The organism is Polyangiaceae bacterium (assembly GCA_020633235.1).
GTDB lineage: Bacteria > Myxococcota_A > Polyangia > Polyangiales > Polyangiaceae > JACKEA01.
Genome location: JACKEA010000002.1, coordinates 855,640 through 872,610 on the forward strand (window position 1 = coordinate 855,640; position 16,971 = coordinate 872,610).

Below are 16,971 nucleotides of genomic sequence, written 5' to 3' on the forward strand. Positions count from 1 at the left end.
ACGGTCCTATCCTGGTCGTCGATGACGACACCGTCAGCCGCCACGTTTTGGGAGAGACGCTGGCCGGTGCGGGCCTATCGGTCGTGGAGCTTGCGGGTGGTGCAGAGGCGCTGGCCTGGTTGGAGCAGCAGACCCCCGCCGTGGTGCTCCTGGATCTGGTGATGCCGGATCCCGACGGCTACGCGGTCCTGCGACACCTTCGAGCGAGCTCACGGCTCGCGGACATTCCGGTGGTGGTGCTCACCGCCCTCGACTCCAACGAGGAGATCCGACGCGTGTTCTCGTCGGGGGCCGACGACTACGTCCACAAACCGTTCCGCCCCGCCGAGCTCGTCGCGCGCATCCGGGGTCAGATGCGGGTACGGGATTACGTGGAGCGTCTGAGTCGCCGGGAGCGCGACTCCCAGACGGTGCTGGAGCTGACGCAGGCGCTGGCCTCCACGCTGGACATTCGGGGCATCCTGTTCACCGTGGTGCAGCGGGTTGCAGAGGTGGCACGGGTGGACCGTTGCAGCATCGTCTTGGTTCGAGACAAGAGCGACATCGGCTACGTCGTGGCCACCAGCGACGACGCGGAGCTGAAGGACCTACCCATCGAGCTGGCGAACTACCCGGAAATCCGGGAAGTACTCAGCACTGGGCGAGCCCTCGTGATCCGTGACGCGAAAGCGCATCCGCTGCTCGAGATGGTGCGCCAACGGGAAACGTCTCTGGAGTTCACGTCCCTCGGGCTAGTGCCCATTTCCCACGACAACCGCCCCATGGGCGTGATCTTCTTGCGCTCCCGCGCCAGCGTCACGTTCGCCGACCACGAGCTGGCGCTGGTGCACACGGTGGCAAACGCCACTGCCATCGCGCTGAGAAACGCGCGGATCTTGCAGTCGCTGCGGGATGCCACCCAGGAGAGCACCTTCGCCCGGGTGGAGGCCGAGCGCCGAGCCCGCGTGTTCCAGCGCTACGCGGACATCTTCGAGAGCGCCGCCGACGGCATGGTCGTGATCGACAAGACCGGCCGAGTCCTGTTCGCGAATCCAAGAGCCCGCGAGATCACGGGGTTCTCGGAAACGGAGCTGATGGGCATGCCCCTCGGCCAGCTGCTGGGGGAAAGCCCGGAGCTCGCCGAGAAGCTCCTGTCCGGATTCGCCAAGGGCTTCTATCCGCGCGAGGTGGACATCGACGCGACCACCAAGAACGAGCACGGCATCGTGCTGAACGTGAGCTTCAGCTCGGTGCTCCACGAGGAAGACGCCGTGCAGTTCACCTTCCGGGACGTGACCCAGGAGCGACAGACCGAAATCGAGCTCCGCCAGACCAAGGACTTCCTCGAGCGGGTGATCGAGGCTTCCGTCGATGGCATCGTGTCGGCGGACGTGAGCGGACGGGTGCTGCTGTTCAATCGCGCGGCGTCCCGTATCTTCGGCTATCCGGCGGAAACGGTGGTGGGCAAGCTGAACGTGGAGAAGCTCTACCCCGCCGGCATCGCGCGCCAGGTGATGCAGAACATCCGGGATCCGAACGTCAACGGCCCCGGGCGCCTCGAGGACTACCGAGTGGACATGGTCAGCGCCACGGGGGAGCCCATCCCGGTGACGCTCTCTGCCTCGTTGATCGTGGAGAACGGCCGCGTCGTCGGCTCGGTGGGCATCTTCACGGACATCCGCGAGAAGCTCCGCATGGAGAAACGCCTGGAAAGCGCCCAAGAAGAGCTCAGAAATCGAGAGAAGCAAGCCATCGTGGCGGAGCTCGCCGGCGCCGCTGCCCATGAGCTGAATCAGCCTTTGACCAGCGTCATTGGATACGCAGAGCTGTTGCGTCGTAATTTGGACTCGGAGACCCCACTCTACAACGCTGCTTCGGTGATCATGTCCGAGGCGGAGCGAATGGCGGAGATCGTTCGCAAAGTCGGCAAGATCACCAAGTACGAGACCAAGAGCTACGTCGGGGGCGCGAAGATCCTGGACCTGGAGAAGGCCAGCGCGGATTCGGACCCGGAGAGCGTCAGGCGATGAGCGGACACGCGAACGACAGGGGGAGAGGAAAATCCTCCGGGGATTTGCACTCCGACGCCCGGGATCTGGCGCCGACCGAGTCGAGCCGCGTGACCCGGCCGCCCGCCGCCCTGCCGCCTCATCGCCTGGAGGCGCTGCTCACCCTCGCAACTCAACTGCGCGCGGATCAGGGCACCCGAGAGCTGTGCCGGGACTTCGTGAGAGGCATCGCGCGGCAGCTCCCAGGGCTGGGCGTGGCGGTGGTCGTGCCTCGGGTGGGCGTCGTGGAAGGCGTGGAGCCGAGCGGTGCTTCTCTCGGCGCCGAGGCCAGCCCGACCCGTCCCTTCCCCCAGCTACCCTACGAGCGGGTGGTGCCCATTGGAACGCACGCCACCACGCTGCGCCTGGGTAGCGATGGTCCCGAGACGGCGGAGGAAGAGCACTTCTTGCTGCGGGCCGCGGACCTCCTGGAGAGCTTCCTCGAGCAAGCCCGGACGTTCGAAGCCATCGAGCGACACGAACGAGACCTCGCAGATCTTCGCTCCCGCGTGATCCAGACTGAAAAGCTGGCGGCCCTCGGGCAGCTGGCGGCCGGAATCATGCACGAGCTCAACAATCCCCTGACCTCCATCGTGGCCTACGCCGACCAGCTGCAGAGAAACTCCGACTCCCTGCCGCCGGAGTCCTCCGAGCGGCTGGCCCGCATCGAAGAAGCGGCCGAACGCGTGCTCGATCTGTCGCGGGACGTGGTGGGCTACGCGCGGCCTGCCGGGAGCATTCCGGCGCCCGTGCCCGTCGCCCAGGTCGTGAACCGTGCGCTCTCCTTCTGTGAGCACGAGCTGTCGGAGTGCTCGATCACGGTGGACGTGCACGTGCCTGCGTCAGGCCTGTTGGTCAGCGGCTTCTCCGGCCCCCTCACCCAGGTCTTCGTCAATCTCTTCACCAACGCGGCCCACGCCATGCGCGAGCGGGGTGGAACGCTTCGAGTGCGGGCCACTCGCACGAAGCAGACCATCATCGTGGACGTGTCGGACGACGGAGTGGGAATGGAGAGCAACGAGCTCACCCGCATCTTCGAGCCCTTCTACACTACCAAGGAGAGCGGGCGCGGCTCGGGGCTGGGGCTCTTCATCGTGCGAAACATCATCGACGCCCACGGCGGGCTCCTGGAGCCAACGAGCACCCCGGGCGTCGGCACCACGTTCCGGATCACGCTGCCGCCAGCAGCGGACCCCGAGTGAGGCTCACTTCACCACGCGGATGACGAGCACGAGGATGCCACCCTTGTAGCTCTGCCCCGCCACGATGAACGACTGCCCCACCTTGGCCTTCACCTCCAACAGGGGCAGGAAGGTCTTGCCTTTGGGCTGATTGATGCTGGCGCTGATCCTGAGCTGCTCCTTGGGAAGGATCTCGAGCAGCTTGGTCTTGAGCACGCGCCGGTTGGGGAGCTCCAGAGTCTTGGGATCGTCCTTCACCAGCGGGAGCTTGTTGCGCGAGAGGAGCTCGTAGCTGTCGTAGGAGGAGAACGGCGGCTTCTTGAGCTCAGGCATGTCGCCGATGTTCTTGTCGATGCCCTTGCCCGAGTTGGTGGCATGCAGCACGAGCACTTCGGCGTGGTACTTCGCCTGCTCCGCCTCGCGCTTGGTCTTGCCCTTGTCGGCTGCCGGGGCTTTGTCCGCCGGCGCCTTGCCCTGGGCACCAGCCGGCAGAGCGATGAGCAGCCCGAGCGCGAGTGCCAGGGCAGTAGTCGAAGTTCTCATAGTGGTTCCATCCTATCGCCACCCTCGGTGGCGTCGTCCGTGAGCCAGACCACGGGCGTCGTCTCGGTGCCCGCGGGCACCATGAAGATTGCTCCGTTCTGGCCCCCGAAGTCGATGCTTTCGATGGCCGCCGGGGAAGACGGCTCGCTTTCCGCGACGGCGGGCATTTGCTCCGGGGGCAACGGCTGGACCTGCGGGGGCGGCGGAAGCGTGAGCGCGAGCTGAGGCTCCGGCTCCGAGTGCTTCGCCAGATTCAACGCCAGTGCTGCCGCCGCAGCCATGGCCATGGCCGCCGCAACGACGCCCCAGCGGTGGCGCGGTGCTGAGTCCGCCGGGGGCTCTTCCGCGTCCAGCGCCGCCATCACGTCTTCCGTGACGGACACGCCCTCCCCCCGCTCGGCGGCCCACAGGCGAACGGCGTCGCCCACCTGATCGAGGCCTTCGAGGACGGCGAGCTCTTCTTCCGTCAGCTCTGCATCGAGCTCCAGCTCCTCGTCATGGAGCTGCATCAGCTCCACGTGCCGATGCTCGGTCACGATTTGCCTCCGTTCGATGGTGCAGTACCAAACTGCTCCTCGTAGCAGGCAGCCAGGGCCCGCTGCAGCTTCTGTCGGGCGTGGAACAGCCGGCTCATGATGGTGCCCTTGGAGACGCCCATCGCCTGCGCCATTTCCTCGTAGCTCATGCCCTCTATCTCGCGCATCAGGATGACTCCGCGATGGTAGGGGGGCAGGGCGTCCAGAGCGCTCTGGATGGTCTCCGCCAGCTCGTTGCGATGGACCACGTCCAGCGGGTCCGCGCCGTCGATCCGCGCCAGAAAGGGCACGTCGAGCTCGTCCTTGATCTCCCGTGCCTCGTCGAGCTCCGCTTCCCTGCGGGCGGGCTTGCGCATGAGGTCGATGGAGAGGTTCGTGACGATTCGGTAGAGCCAGGTGAAGAAGCTGGAGCCGCCGTGAAAGGAGGCCAGCCCCCGATGAACGCGAAGGAATGCCTCCTGGACGATCTCCCGCGCGTCCTGCTCATCGCGGACCAAACCCAGCGCGATGGCAAAGGCCCGCCGCTGGTGGCGATCCACGAGCTGCCGAAAGGCACCCCGGTCGCCTTGTTTTGCGCGTTCGATGAGGGCACGGTCCTGCTCCGCTTCGGCCCGACGGGCCCTTCGGTTGGACGCCCGCGTCGTGGCGCTATTCACCCCCCTGACATTCGCGTCAGACCTCGCGGCCGAAAGTACGCGCACACGGGCCCGTGCCCCCTCGTTGGGCTCGTCGACCCCCGGAGAGCTGGGGGCCGTGCTCCTCGGGCGGGTGTCAGCGGGCATCACCCAGCAATTTACGCCGATTCCATGGCAAGTGCCCCCGGCAGCCGTCGGCCGAGGGGCCAATCATGGTGGACCGAAGGGGGAATCGGGCTCCTCTTCCTCGGCGTCCGGTGCCGCGGCGGACGGCTGATCCGGTAGCTCTCCCAGCATCACGCTGAGCTCCATCTTGCGTTTGCCCCGCATCACTTCGAGCTTCACGGTCTTGCCCACACCCGCAAGACTGGCGAGCCAGCGGAGCTTCTCGGGCCCCTGAACCGTTTCCCCCTCGAACTTCAGGATCACGTCGTCGTTGCGCAGGCCGGCCTTGTCCGCCGGGCCACCGGGCATCACGAAGCGCACCAGCGCTCCCTGGTCCGACACCCCGAGGCGCTCTGCGTCCTCCGGTAGCAGGGATGAGACCCGAATACCGATGGCGCTGCGGTTGACCTTGCCGTCCTTCGTGAGCCTCGGCAAGAGCTCCTTCACCATGTTGATGGGGACGGCGAAGCCGATGTTGTTCGCCCGGGCGCGGATGGCCGTGTTGATCCCCACCACTCGTCCCGCCATGTCCAACAGTGGACCACCGGAGTTGCCCGGATTGATGCTCGCGTCGGTCTGAATGAAATTGTAGTAGCCCGTGCCGTCCCCCAGACCCTTCACGTCTTGGCCGGTGCGACCCTTGGCCGACACGATGCCTGCGCTCACGGTGTGGGACAGACCGAAGGGATTGCCGATGGCTACCACCCAGTCTCCGACGCGGGTGCTGTCCGAATCCCCAAGCGGCAGGTGCGCGAGGTTCTTCTCGTCCACCCGGAGAACCGCGATGTCCGTGGGCGGATCGCGTCCGACCACCTTGGCCTTCATCTCCCTCTTCTTGCCGAAGATCACGCGAATGTCCGAGGCATGCTCGATCACGTGGTTGTTCGTCAGGATCAGGCCATTGGGGTCGAACACGAAGGCCGTTCCGAGGCCTTCGCCAATCACTCGACGCCGCCCCGTTCGGCCGCGCTGCTCCTGCAGCGTCCGCACGAAAACCACGGCGGAATCGGCCTTGGCCGCCAGATCCGCGAAGCTCCGAGGCGCCGCAGCGGGGGGCGCTGCCGGCAGCGGTGCCGTGGGTATCGGGGTGACCACGGCGGAGGGAGACGCACCCGCATCCGCGCCCGCCTTGGAGCTCCGATTGCACCCGGCGAGGGCGCAGGCGACGAAGACCAGGATCCGGGCTCTCACTTTGACTTCGCGACCTCCACGAAACGCATGCGCACGTCGAACAGCGCGCTCTCCAAGATGCGCTCCTCGTCTCCGCTCAGGTTGCCGCGGGTCTTTTCCTGAAGCAAGGCGAGCAGGTCGATGGTCTGGCGCGCGAGCGGTAGGCTCTGGCTGGTGGTCGTTTCCCCAGGACTGGGGGCGTCCCCGAGGTGGACCCGAACGTTGTGCGTCAGCGACAGGACGAAGGTCGTGAAGTCGACCTCCGGGAGCTCGCCCCCTCGGGCATCCGCGGACGCATCTTGAAAGGCTTCTTCCGCCGCGCGTTGCTGACCCGAATCGGGTCCCCCCGCGTCACTCATGACGCCACCAAGTCGTCGTCCGACGCCGCCTCCGCTCCGACTCGACCGGTGACGGGGACCTCGGTGGTGCCTTCGGAAGCGCCCAAAGCGGGCTGAGCGATCTCCAGGTTCTCACAGGCGTCCGTGAGATCGGGAAGAGCCTCCAGCCGCCCGGCGAGCTCCGCCTCGGTCGTAGCGCCACTCTTGACGAAGCGATCGCTGACTCGGACGTCGTACTTGAAATGCTCGGATGCCATCATTCATCTCCTGGTGGTTCGTCGGCCGAAGGCTCGGGGGTCTCCTCGTAGCGCCGCCCAGGGCCCTTCCGCAAGCGTTCGGGCGAAATCAGCGGTTCTTCGGGGACAAGCGCCGCTTCCGCCCGGCGGAGCTCCTGCTCCGAGGCGACCCGCGCCGCGACCACCTCGAGCTCGACCCGGAGCTTCTGCCCCGCGAGGGGGTGGTTTTGGTCGAGCACGACGAAGTCGTCGCCCACGTCCAACACCTTGAGCAGCACCTGCGCTCCAGTTTCGTCTTCCGCCTCGAAGCGATCCCCGGGCGCGACGTCCTCGGGAAAGTCCGCGCGGTCCACCTCCACGAGCGCCTTCGGGTCCCGCTCGCCGAAGGCGTCCTTGGGCTTCATGGTGACGGTCTTTCGTGCGCCGACCTCGAGCCCCTCGACGGCGTGCTCCAACACCGGCCAAAGCTGACCGTAGCCGATGACATGCTCCGTGGGCTCCCCGGCCTCCATCACGCACTCGCCGTCTTCGTCGAAGACGGCGTAGCGCAGTGACGCGACGACACCGGGGCCGAGCTGGACGTTCGACGGCGTGCTCAAGACGGTTCAGGCGCCACGATGTGGCCCGCGATGGCGCTGGCAGCGACCACCAGCGGGCTCGCGAGGTACACTTGGCCAGGGCCGCTGCGGCCGGGAAAGTTTCGGTTGATTGCGCTGACCGTGACCTGCTCGGGGCTCATGCTCACGCCCGGCCCTGCTCGAATGCAGGCGCCGCACGAGGGATCGACCAGCGTGGCCCCCGCGCGCTCGAAGACGTCGATGTACCCGCGCTCCTCCGCGTACTTGCGGATGTGCTGGGAGCCGAACTGGATGAACAGCTGCACGCCGTCCGCCACGCGGCGGTTCTCCGCCAGCGCCTGCTTGAGCACCAGCGCGTACATGTCCATGTCGGTCTTCTTGCCGCCGGTGCACGAGCCACCGTAGGCGATGTCGATCTTCACGCTCTCGCCGAGCTCCGTGAGGGGCACGCCGTTGCGCGGATCCCCGGGGGTGGCGACCATGGGGCCGATCTTGGACAGATCCACGTGGAAGGTGGCGGCGTACTGAGCGTCCGGATCCGCCCGCACGATCCGCTGGGCGACCGCTTCTCGCGGGAGGCCGCGCATTTCCGTGAGGTAGTCGATGACCGTGTCGTCGGCCTCGATGATACCGGTGAAGCTCCCGGCCTCGACCGCCATGTTGGTGAGCGTGGCACGCTCGTCCAGCGGCATGCGACGGATGCCGCTGCCGGAGAACTCCAACACCTGGCCGATACCCTTGCCGGTCTTGAAGTGCGGCAGGCTCAAGATGTGAAGCATCACGTCCTTGGCGCAGACGCCCGGCAGAAGCTCGCCCTCGAGCACGAAGTGCACCGTCTCCGGCACCTTCACGCGCACGTCCCGTGTGAACCACGCGTTCGCCATGTCCGTGCTGCCCACGCCGAAAGCAAAGCAGCCAAGAGCACCGGCCATGCAGGTGTGGGAGTCCGTGCCCGCCACGATCTGTCCCGGAAGCGCGATCTCCTCGATCACCTTGTTGTGGCAGATGGCTTCGCTGCCCACGGTGCGCCCATCCCGCTCGACCTCGCCGTAGAGCTTGATTCCGTGACGCTTGGAGAAGGTCTCCTGCACGTCCTTGAGGGAGGCGGCCTGCTCCCGGAGCCCCATCTTCTTGTGCTGCTCGGGCATCACCAGCTCGAGGAACGTGAGGTGATCCCGAAACGCGAACACGCTCTCCGGCTCCGTCACCTTCACGCCTTCACCAAAGCCGGCGCGGAACAGGCTGTCGGCCATGGGCGTCACGTATTCGTGGGAAAAACGCACGTCGGTGCGGACGAACAGCGCATCCCCGGGCTTGACCGCTTCCACGCCCAGAGCGCCGGTCTTGGCGTCTGCGATGGCGTGGGCCGCGATGATCTTCTCGCACAGCGTCATCGGGCGCCGCGCCGTGGCCACCGTGGGCGGCGTGATCTCGCCGGCCATGCGCCGCTTGTTGTAGGAGAACAGGCCGCCGCACTCCACGATCTGCGCACTGATGGGATCGAGGCCGCGGGTGAACTCGCTGATGGGGATCGCTTCACCGCGCTTGATGCGATCGATGAGCGAGAAGTCCGTGGAGGTGAGCAAGCCGATGTTCTGGCTGTTCTGCCCGTAGATCTTCTCGATGCTCTCCGCGATCACGAGCCCTACCCCAGCGGTGAGCTCGGAGTAGGGCGCGGTCTCCCGCGAGCTGCCGCAGCCCTTGCTGCGACCGCTCACGATCACCGAGAAGCCGCCGTCCTTGATCGAGTCCTTCTGGACGACGTTGCCCCGGAGCCCCACCAGGCAGTAGCGGGCCAGCGTCTCGTCGAAGTAGTAACAGACCCACCCAGGCGTGATCTCGTCCGTGGAGATGTTGTCGATGAGCTTGGTCGATGGGTCGTACTCGAGCTGCTCGCCATCCAGCTGGCGTCGTAACAACTCCGCATCTTCGGTGAGATACAGGATCTTTCCGTTGAGCCGGACGGTGCGCTCGGTCATGAAACCTCGAGGGTCGGCAGGGGAGAAAACTCTCTAGCGCGAATCGGCGCCAGCGTCACCGTGAGGCGCCGCCGCGTCGCGTCAAGCCCGCTGACACGCGTCAGGCGTGGCGATGCACTCGCCCGCGCGCCACACCACCACGGCGGACTCCGCCCCGGCGTCGCGCAGCGCCGACGACAGGCTCGGCGCCGGTCGCGCGTACGTGTGGCGAACCACCTCGGGCGGGAGCTCGCTCACGAGGACCACGCGGTGGCGCTCCGGGAGCTGACGTCGCACGCCCAGCTGGTAGATGCCCTCGTTCACCCGCGAGAGCGGGCCGGTGCCGCGATCGCACTCCGCCAGGACGATCACGGTGCCTCCGTCCTCGAGCAGCGCGCCCGCCGGCGGCAGCAGCTTGGAAGCTTGGTACAGCGAGCGCGACACCGGCGGGCGGTCCGCCACGACCACGACCGGCGCCCGCGGCGCCCGCACCTGAAACAGCGGCAGCGCGCGCCGACACAGCTCCCGGTGCGCCCTCACCGGATCCCCGCTGGCAGCGGCCACGGCCTTGCCGTCGATGTCGCACAGCACGTTCAGCATCACGACCCGGCCCGGGACCTTGGCGGCCGCCGCCTCCATGTCGAGCCGGCAGCGATTGTCGTCCACGCGCCCGAGGCGCGCGCTGGGGTCGGCCTTCAACAGGTGGTTTCGCAGCGCGTCCTCCGCGAAGGCGCAGCCGGGAAAGAGCCCCTTCACCCCGCCGGAGAACCCCGCGAAGTAGTGCGGACGCAGGCGACCCGTGACCACCACCAGATCCGCCTCGGCCACCACCTTTTGCAGCCGGACGCGGGTGCCTTCGGCGGTGACACCGAGGTCCGTCATGTGCTCCAGCGCCGCCGCGTCGTGCACCACGATGGGCCGGTCCCGAAATCCGTCGGGGACGACCGAGTCGTCCCCGACGTGGGTGCCCGATGCCACCACCAGCGTGACCCGCTCCCAGGGCAGCACCTCGCGGAGCGCGGTGAGCAACGCTTCGCGCGGCTCGTCGCGACTGGCGTCGCTCACGATGACGGCAATCCGCCGCGCCCCCGCCGCGTCGACCCCGTCCGCCAGCGCTTCTCGACACAGCTCGAGCACATCGCGGCCGGCGTCCGCGGGCTCAGGTGACACCACCTGCAGCCGCGCCGGCTCCACGCTGGCGAGCTGGGTCTCGGCGAAGCTCACGACAGGGTGGGTCGCACCCGGCGCCCGACCACGGCGAGCAGCGCCGTGAGCGCGATCTCGATCTCTTCGTCCGTCGGCCGCGTCGGCCGCCGCTCGATCCGTGCCTTCAGCGCCCGAAGCTCCGAGCCGAAGGTCCGATAGCGAGCGCGCTCGAAAGCGTCGGGCTCGCTCACCACCCAGTGCGCGACGATGGCCTGAAGCTCGGAGACTTCGCGATCGATCAGCGGTGCCAAGTGCGTGGCCAGGGGGTGCGGCATGGTCGCCTTGTATCCTAGCCCTCCTGACGGTTTCTGCGACTTTCTGGCTGACGCCGAAGTTTACAACGTAAACATTCATGCGCTTGCGCTGCTTCGGCGCTTCGCCCATGGTCCGCGCCGTGCGTGTCGCTCACCTCGCCATCGCCGTCGCTCTGGCGGCTCTCGGCTGCAACAAGGGCAGCGCCGGCCAAACAGCGACCAGCGCAAGTCCCAGCGCCAGCGCGGCGCCTGCCGCCGCCGCCTCGGGGGCCGTCCGCGCCCCCAAGAACAAGCCCCTCGCCCGAGAGAAGATCGACGTCCCCGGCGGCGCCTTCGAAGCCGGCAGCGTTCCCGGGAGCCCTGGCCGCAATCCGGAGCTCGAGCCCGTGGCCAAGCAGGTCGACCTCGGCGCCTATCAGATCGATCGCCTGCCCTACCCCAACGATCCCGGTCAGCCGCCGCTCACCGCCGTGACCCGCGACGAGGCCAAGCGCAAGTGCGCGGAGCGCGGCCAGCGTTTGTGCACCGAGCTCGAGTGGGAGCGCGCGTGTCGCGGTCCGGACAGCGAGCTGTATCCCACCGGCGCCGGCTGGGATCCGCGCTGCGCCGACGAGCCGCGCACCTGCGCCTCGGGTTTCGACGTGTTGGGTCTCGCCGCCGCCCTACGCGAGTGGACCGCCAGCGACGTCGTGCCCGAAAAGGGCAAGCGCACCGCCTCGGTCCGCGGCGCGAATCAGAAGGCGCCCGCCCTCGAACATCGCTGCGCCGCCCGCCACGCGCTGGATCCAGAAGAGAAGGCCGACGACCTCGGCTTCCGCTGCTGCGGCGGCGCGCCGAACGCCGCCGTCGTGAAGGAGCCGAGGCTGGAGCAGACGTTCCAGAAAGTGCACCTCACCGCCGAGCGCGTCGAGAAGCTCTTCGCTCAGGATCCGCACACCTCGGTCATCGCCAAGGACATCAAGTTCTTCCGCGAGCCGGACGCCGCCAACACCGTCATCGAACGCGGGCCGGGCGACAAAAAGGGCTTCCTGTTCACCGTGGAGCCGATGATCTGGAATCCCGTCGCGGGCTCCGAATTCCTGGTGTTCGTGGGACGCTCGGGCAAAGACACGTCCTTCGTGGTCACCTATCACGTGGTCGGCAAGGACGACTACCAGCTCGCCTCGAGCTTCATCATGAAGAACGAGCCGGGGCCCGTGGCGCTGGCCTACAGCGGCTACATCCGGCCTCGCCTGCACTTTAGCACGTGCTGGGGCTGCCCCGGCGAGACCGGCAAGATCCTGCATCGGGATCCCGACGACGTGGTGATCGTCCAGCCCTGAGGGTTTGTCGGTCCGGCGCGATACCCGTCACTCGCTGGCTACCGGCAGCTCCAGCTCGAACACGTTCTTGCCGTTCGAGGAAGCGACGCGCAGCACGCCACCGGCGAGCTCCGCGGAGCGGCTCGCGGCATACAGTCCGAGACCGTAGCTGTAGCGCGAGCAACCGTCGCGCTTGGCGGTGAGCTGCCCCACCAGGGAGAGCGCCACTTCTTCCCCGCCCTCGGGGATCGCCAGGCCGGAATCCTCCACGCGCATCACGCATTTCGACGCGTCCGCGGAGAGCCCCACGGTCACCTTGCCGCTGCCTCCCGCGTGCTGGATCGCGTTGCGCACCAGGTTGGACAGCGCCGTCGCCGCTGCGCCGGCATTGACGGCGAGCCACGGGCTCTTGTCCGGAGGGACTTGCTCCACCACGAGCGTCACCGCGTGGCTCTTCGCCAGGTCGACATGCTGAGCGCGCGCTTCGTCCAGCAGATTGTTGGCGGAGACTCCGTCCCGACCCAGGGTTTCGCCCCGTAGGCTGCGAGCGAACACGTCCAGGTTGTCGATGATCCTGAGCAGCGTGTCGCACGACACCGAAGAATCAGCCAGCGCTTCCCGGGCGTCGTCGTCCAGGGTCGCGTCCGAGCTGGCAACGAAGCCGAGATTCGAGCGCAACGCCGACAGCGGATTGCGGAGATCGTGAGCAAACAGGCCGAGGATGGCCCCCAATTCCGTCGGTTCGAGCGTGTCCGTCACACTCGGCTCATAGCGAAGTCGGGAGGGCTCGCCAAGGGGCGGTTCCGCGCCGTCAAAACCCAGAAGGATATTCGGATGTCAGGGCAGCGTCAGGGCGCGCTGCTCCCCACGACGCAGGGCCGTTCGCACCAGGGCATCGCGCCGAGCCAGCACTTCTTCCACCTGCTTGGGTGTGAGCAACAGCGTGCCACGAGGTGATCGGAGCGCCGCTTCCAGCTTCTCGCGACCGAGGGCACGCAGCGCGTCGACCAAGCGCTTGGACCAGTGCAGATGGCGGCTCAAGCGCGCCAGCGGATCGCCCACGCGACCATCCAATCCCTTGGCAGAAAAGACGTCGTTGTCTTCCACACCCAGGATGCGCCCGGCGCCTTCGTCGAAGAGCACCGGGCCGCGGATCAGGTTCTCCACCAGGTAGTCCACGGCCAAGAGCGACTGGTAGGACGCCAGCAGCCGCGCGTCGTCGTCCTTGGGAGCTTCCGTCGTCATCAGCTTCGTCTCCCAACGTCCGGTGATGTTGCCGTCGCTGGCGTCTCCCAGATCCACCCGTCGTAGCTTTTCTTTGGGCAGGTGCAGGAGCGCCGCCGTCACCGTACCGTCGGCAAGAACCCGAGCGTGATCCCGAACAGCGCGTTTGGCGCGGGGCCCCTTCGCCGCGTGCGCCAGCTCCGCGAGAGGAATCAGCCGCAAGTCCGTGGGCACTCGGGCGTCCGGCGCCACCAGCCCCGCTACCGCCGCCCAGGCCGTGGGCGCTTCGGGTGCCAGCGGCGCCGCTTGGGTCGCCAAGATCACCCGCACGCGGTCCCCCCCGGAGGTCTCCCCGATCAGCGAGCCATCGCTCTGACCGCTGATCGACGTGAGCTTCAGCGGTGATGTCTCCTCGGGCTCGACGGGCGTTTCGGCTTTGCTTTTGGGTCGGGGCGCCGCGGAACCACTGGGCACGACGGCCGGGGCGGCACTCGCACTGACCGCCGCTGCCGGCTTCGTCTCGGAACGGTCGCACGCTGCCGTCAGCGAGAGCGCGAGAAGCACCAGCGCGCCCTTCACACCGCACCGCAGTCGGAAAGAAACTTCTCGATTCGAAGGGCCACGAGCTCGTTCTGCTCCAACGGAGCCACGTGGGTGCCGCCCGGCAGCATCACCAGCTCGGCCTGGGGCATCGCGTCCGCCATGCGCCGCGAGAGCTCGGGCGGCGTGAAGGAGTCGCGATCCCCCGCGATGACCAGGACCGGAATGTCGATGTGGGGGAGCAGATCTTCCGCGGAGTGTTCTCCCGCGTGCTCCAGCATCTTCACGAACATGGGGAAGTCGATGTGGGCGACATGGCGGAAATAGGGCTCCACGTCCTCCGGCCGTACGGTGCGGGAGTCCAAGTCCCCCGTGAGCAGCCCTATCTTGAGCGCCATCCGGGGAGGCACTCGGGACCAGAGCGCACGCGCGACCTTCGGGTGATTGGCGCTCAGCTCCCGCAGCCGCGGCAGCACGTTGGCCAGGGTGTCGGTACCCTTGAAGTAGTGGGTGACGCGGCCAAAGCTGCCGCACAAGAACACCATGCCTCGGATCTTCTCGGGCCTGAGGCGATAGGCCTCGAGGGCAACCTGAGTGCCGAAGGAGTGCCCCACGAGGACGACCGGCGGGTCGCCCACGCGTCGACGCACGGCGTCGAGGTCCGCGGCGTGATCCGGAACGTCGATCTGGGTTGGGTTCTGCGGCTGCGCGCTACGCCCGTGCCCGCGGTAGTTCCAATGCACCACGGACAGCGTCCGGGCCAGGTCCTCCCACAGGTACTTGTAGATGAACCCGTCGCAGCAGATCCCGTCACACAGTACGGCGGTGACCGGCGACGGACCTACACGACGGCGCGCATACAGGCGGGTCCCGTCCGGCCCGAGCGCAAAGAACTCCCCGACAGGCGGCTCAGCCGCTGTCGGAGTCGTCGTCGTCGTCACCGATGTCGTTTACGCTCGGGATCTTCTTGATCTCGAGCCGAGCGAGCTTCCACGCGCGCTGTACGACCCAGGATAGCGACCGGTCGAGGCGAGCCGCCTCGTCCTTGATCTCTTGCAACATGGCCTCGGGAAAGTAGAGGCTTTGTTTGCGCTTGTCGCTTCCGCCTTTGTTCGAATCGTCCGCCACTCGGGACCTCGGCACAGGTGAAGAATGTAAGGCGATGTCGCAAGACACAGCCTAGCTTCGGAGTATCACCTACAGGCCCGTGAAATCAACGAGATAGGTCACTCTTGGGGACAGTTTGTCTCGAGCCGGACCCAGCCTGGGCGAAGCCAGGGCACAAACCCCGGGTATGCTCCCGGGATGCCACGCGTTTCACGCCTGCTCCGAGCCTTGGTCCTCGCCGTTTCGGCCTTCGCCGGCGGCGCCCTGACGAGCCAGTGGGCCACCGCCACCACGGCTGCCCAGAGCCCCTACGACGTGGTCGCGCAAATGGCCCGGGTGCTGGTGTTGGTGGAGCAGGAGTACGTGGAGCCCGTCGACCGCCGACGGCTGACCGAGGGCGCCATCAAAGGGATGGTGGCGGAGCTCGATCCCCACTCCACCTACCTGCCCCCCGAGGACTACGCGATCTTTCAGTCCGACACGGAAGGTCGTTTCGGCGGCGTGGGAGTGGAGGTCGACTTCCAAGACGAGTACGTCACCGTCATCGCTCCCATCGAGGGCTCTCCAGCGGCGCGTGCGGGGATTCGAAGCGGCGACCATATCATCGCCATCGACAACCAGAGTGTTCGCGGCAAGAGCGCGGACGATCTCGTGCGGCAGATGCGCGGTGCGCCGGGCACCAAGGTGTTGGTCACCATTCGCCGGGAAGGCCGCGACGAGCTGCTCTACTTCACCCTCACCCGCGAGATCATCACGGTCTCGAGCGTGGTGGGAAAATTGCTCGACGGGGACGTGGGCTACATCCGGATCAAACAGTTTCAGAACGGAACCCACGCCGAGCTCTTGACCCAGGTGGCGAAGCTCAAGAACCAAGCCAAGGGGGATCTCTCCGGGATCCTCGTGGATCTACGAAACAATCCCGGGGGCTTGGTCAGCGAAGCCTCCGCGGTGGCGGACGAGATGATGGACGGCGGCGTGATCTACACCACGCGCCATCGCGGCAAGATCGTCGACGAGGTTCGCGCCGGGAGCGGCGGCGCCCTGCGACGCGGTCCCATGGTGGTGCTCGTCAACGAGTACAGTGCCAGCGCCGCCGAGCTGGTGGCCGGAGCGCTACAGGACACCCATCGCGCCACCATCGTGGGCGCCAAGACCTTCGGCAAGGGCTCGGTGCAGACCATCATCGACCTGCCCGGGGGCGCGGGCCTGCGCCTGACCACGATGCGCTACTACACACCGAGCGGTCGGGCGATCCAGGCCCAGGGCATCACGCCGGACGTGGCCGTGGCCGCCGCCGTGGTTCCGGATCAGAGCTTCGGAGTGCTGCGGGAGTCGGACCTCGAGAACCATCTGCCGGCGGAGGGACCGCCCGGGAGCGCACCGCCGCCGGACGCCGGTGCACCACCGAGCGGCGATGGCGGCACCTCCGACGAGACCCACCTGGGCGTCGCTCGCGAGGTTCCGAAGAACCCCGCCGGCGGTGCCGATCAGGCCCTCAGCATCGCCTACCAGATCGTGACGGGCGTGCTGTCGCGCTGATCACCACTCGCAGTTGTACTGCGACATCGCGGTCTTGGTCTGCTCCAGGGCCTGCTTGCAGCCCTGAGCCAAGCCCGCCTTGGTGACCGGGTTCTCCGCGGTCTTCTTGTAGGTGGCGCGCATGGTGTCGATGCTCTGCTGGATACCGGCGCGAGCGACCTCGGGCACGTGGTCCTTCACGCAGTTCTGGTACTTGTTCAGATAGTCGTCGCACTCGGCGACACCGGTGGAGTCCCCGCCGCTGGCCGCCGCCGTGGTCGAGCTGGTTTCCTCGCTCTTGCCCTTCTTGCAGGCCAGGAGCGCGCCCGTCACCAGCACCGCAGCCAGAAACACCTGAATCTTGGAAGTCTTCATCGCTGTCGTCCCTCGTTGGAACGCGCAGCATAGATGAAGTCGGTCACGCCGTGCGCGGGGTTTTGGGGTGGGCTCGGCC

19 protein-coding genes are annotated in these 16,971 nt (G+C 67.2%); 4 read left to right on the top strand and 15 right to left on the bottom strand.

Going from position 1 to position 16,971, the window contains the following annotated elements:
• Positions 1 to 8: 8 nt before the first annotated feature.
• Together H6717_14260 and H6717_14265 are read left to right on the top strand one after the other, a co-directional pair.
• Positions 9 to 2,009: a PAS domain S-box protein gene (locus tag H6717_14260; GenBank protein MCB9578184.1), complete on the top strand. Its 2,001-nt coding sequence runs from the start codon at positions 9 to 11 to the stop codon at positions 2,007 to 2,009.
• Between the two features lie 89 nt (positions 2,010 to 2,098).
• On the top strand, positions 2,099 to 3,229 hold the full coding sequence (locus H6717_14265) for a HAMP domain-containing histidine kinase (protein MCB9578185.1): 1,131 nt from the start codon (positions 2,099 to 2,101) through the stop codon (positions 3,227 to 3,229).
• 3 nt (positions 3,230 to 3,232) lie between these two features.
• On the opposite strand, the gene H6717_14270 is transcribed toward H6717_14265, so the two are convergent.
• From H6717_14270 to H6717_14315, 10 genes are all read right to left on the bottom strand, one after another.
• Positions 3,233 to 3,730 carry a hypothetical protein gene (locus tag H6717_14270; protein ID MCB9578186.1) on the bottom strand — a complete coding sequence of 166 codons (498 nt, stop codon included), beginning with the start codon at positions 3,728 to 3,730 and terminating at the stop codon, positions 3,233 to 3,235.
• Positions 3,731 to 3,747: 17 nt separating this feature from the next.
• Positions 3,748 to 4,287, bottom strand: a complete 540-nt coding sequence (locus H6717_14275; protein ID MCB9578187.1) for a hypothetical protein — start codon at positions 4,285 to 4,287, stop codon at positions 3,748 to 3,750.
• The gene (locus tag H6717_14280) at positions 4,284 to 5,069 is read right to left on the bottom strand and encodes a sigma-70 family RNA polymerase sigma factor (GenBank protein MCB9578188.1); all 786 of its coding nucleotides are present in this window, start codon (positions 5,067 to 5,069) and stop codon (positions 4,284 to 4,286) included. The genes H6717_14275 and H6717_14280 overlap by 4 nt, the downstream gene beginning before the upstream one ends.
• Before the next feature lie 63 nt (positions 5,070 to 5,132).
• On the bottom strand, positions 5,133 to 6,278 hold the full coding sequence (locus tag H6717_14285) for a trypsin-like peptidase domain-containing protein (protein ID MCB9578189.1): 1,146 nt from the start codon (positions 6,276 to 6,278) through the stop codon (positions 5,133 to 5,135).
• On the bottom strand, positions 6,275 to 6,616 hold the full coding sequence (locus H6717_14290) for a DUF1844 domain-containing protein (protein ID MCB9578190.1): 342 nt from the start codon (positions 6,614 to 6,616) through the stop codon (positions 6,275 to 6,277). Before H6717_14290 ends, H6717_14285 begins: the two co-directional genes overlap by 4 nt.
• Positions 6,613 to 6,852, bottom strand: a complete 240-nt coding sequence (locus H6717_14295; protein MCB9578191.1) for a hypothetical protein — start codon at positions 6,850 to 6,852, stop codon at positions 6,613 to 6,615. Before H6717_14295 ends, H6717_14290 begins: the two co-directional genes overlap by 4 nt.
• A complete protein-coding gene (locus H6717_14300; protein MCB9578192.1) occupies positions 6,852 to 7,430 on the bottom strand; it encodes an FKBP-type peptidyl-prolyl cis-trans isomerase in 579 nt (192 codons plus the stop codon). Before H6717_14300 ends, H6717_14295 begins: the two co-directional genes overlap by 1 nt.
• The gene (locus H6717_14305) at positions 7,427 to 9,388 is read right to left on the bottom strand and encodes a 3-isopropylmalate dehydratase (protein MCB9578193.1); all 1,962 of its coding nucleotides are present in this window, start codon (positions 9,386 to 9,388) and stop codon (positions 7,427 to 7,429) included. Before H6717_14305 ends, H6717_14300 begins: the two co-directional genes overlap by 4 nt.
• Positions 9,389 to 9,469: 81 nt before the next feature.
• Positions 9,470 to 10,591 (bottom strand): DUF2088 domain-containing protein, encoded by a 1,122-nt coding sequence (locus H6717_14310; protein MCB9578194.1) that lies wholly within the window; start codon positions 10,589 to 10,591, stop codon positions 9,470 to 9,472.
• Complete coding sequence (locus H6717_14315) at positions 10,588 to 10,848, bottom strand: hypothetical protein (protein MCB9578195.1); 261 nt, start codon at positions 10,846 to 10,848, stop codon at positions 10,588 to 10,590. Before H6717_14315 ends, H6717_14310 begins: the two co-directional genes overlap by 4 nt.
• Before the next feature lie 107 nt (positions 10,849 to 10,955).
• Between H6717_14315 and H6717_14320 the strand changes: the two genes are divergently transcribed.
• Positions 10,956 to 12,149, top strand: coding sequence for an SUMF1/EgtB/PvdO family nonheme iron enzyme (locus H6717_14320; protein MCB9578196.1), 1,194 nt, complete (start codon positions 10,956 to 10,958; stop codon positions 12,147 to 12,149).
• 27 nt (positions 12,150 to 12,176) lie between these two features.
• Here H6717_14320 and H6717_14325 read toward each other — a convergent pair whose 3' ends face one another.
• The 4 genes from H6717_14325 to H6717_14340 form a co-directional block, all read right to left on the bottom strand.
• Positions 12,177 to 12,887, bottom strand: coding sequence for a HAMP domain-containing histidine kinase (locus H6717_14325; GenBank protein MCB9578197.1), 711 nt, complete (start codon positions 12,885 to 12,887; stop codon positions 12,177 to 12,179).
• Positions 12,888 to 12,965: 78 nt separating this feature from the next.
• Positions 12,966 to 13,931 carry a hypothetical protein gene (locus tag H6717_14330; GenBank protein MCB9578198.1) on the bottom strand — a complete coding sequence of 322 codons (966 nt, stop codon included), beginning with the start codon at positions 13,929 to 13,931 and terminating at the stop codon, positions 12,966 to 12,968.
• On the bottom strand, positions 13,928 to 14,833 hold the full coding sequence (locus H6717_14335) for an alpha/beta hydrolase (protein MCB9578199.1): 906 nt from the start codon (positions 14,831 to 14,833) through the stop codon (positions 13,928 to 13,930). The genes H6717_14330 and H6717_14335 overlap by 4 nt, the downstream gene beginning before the upstream one ends.
• Complete coding sequence (locus H6717_14340; protein MCB9578200.1) at positions 14,802 to 14,954, bottom strand: TIGR04563 family protein; 153 nt, start codon at positions 14,952 to 14,954, stop codon at positions 14,802 to 14,804. Before H6717_14340 ends, H6717_14335 begins: the two co-directional genes overlap by 32 nt.
• Positions 14,955 to 15,197: 243 nt before the next feature.
• Here H6717_14340 and H6717_14345 point away from each other — a divergent pair, with 243 nt between their 5' ends.
• Positions 15,198 to 16,538 carry a S41 family peptidase gene (locus tag H6717_14345; protein ID MCB9578201.1) on the top strand — a complete coding sequence of 447 codons (1,341 nt, stop codon included), beginning with the start codon at positions 15,198 to 15,200 and terminating at the stop codon, positions 16,536 to 16,538.
• On the opposite strand, the gene H6717_14350 is transcribed toward H6717_14345, so the two are convergent.
• Positions 16,539 to 16,892 (bottom strand): hypothetical protein, encoded by a 354-nt coding sequence (locus H6717_14350; GenBank protein ID MCB9578202.1) that lies wholly within the window; start codon positions 16,890 to 16,892, stop codon positions 16,539 to 16,541. It lies immediately after the preceding gene.
• Positions 16,893 to 16,971 lie beyond the last annotated feature (79 nt).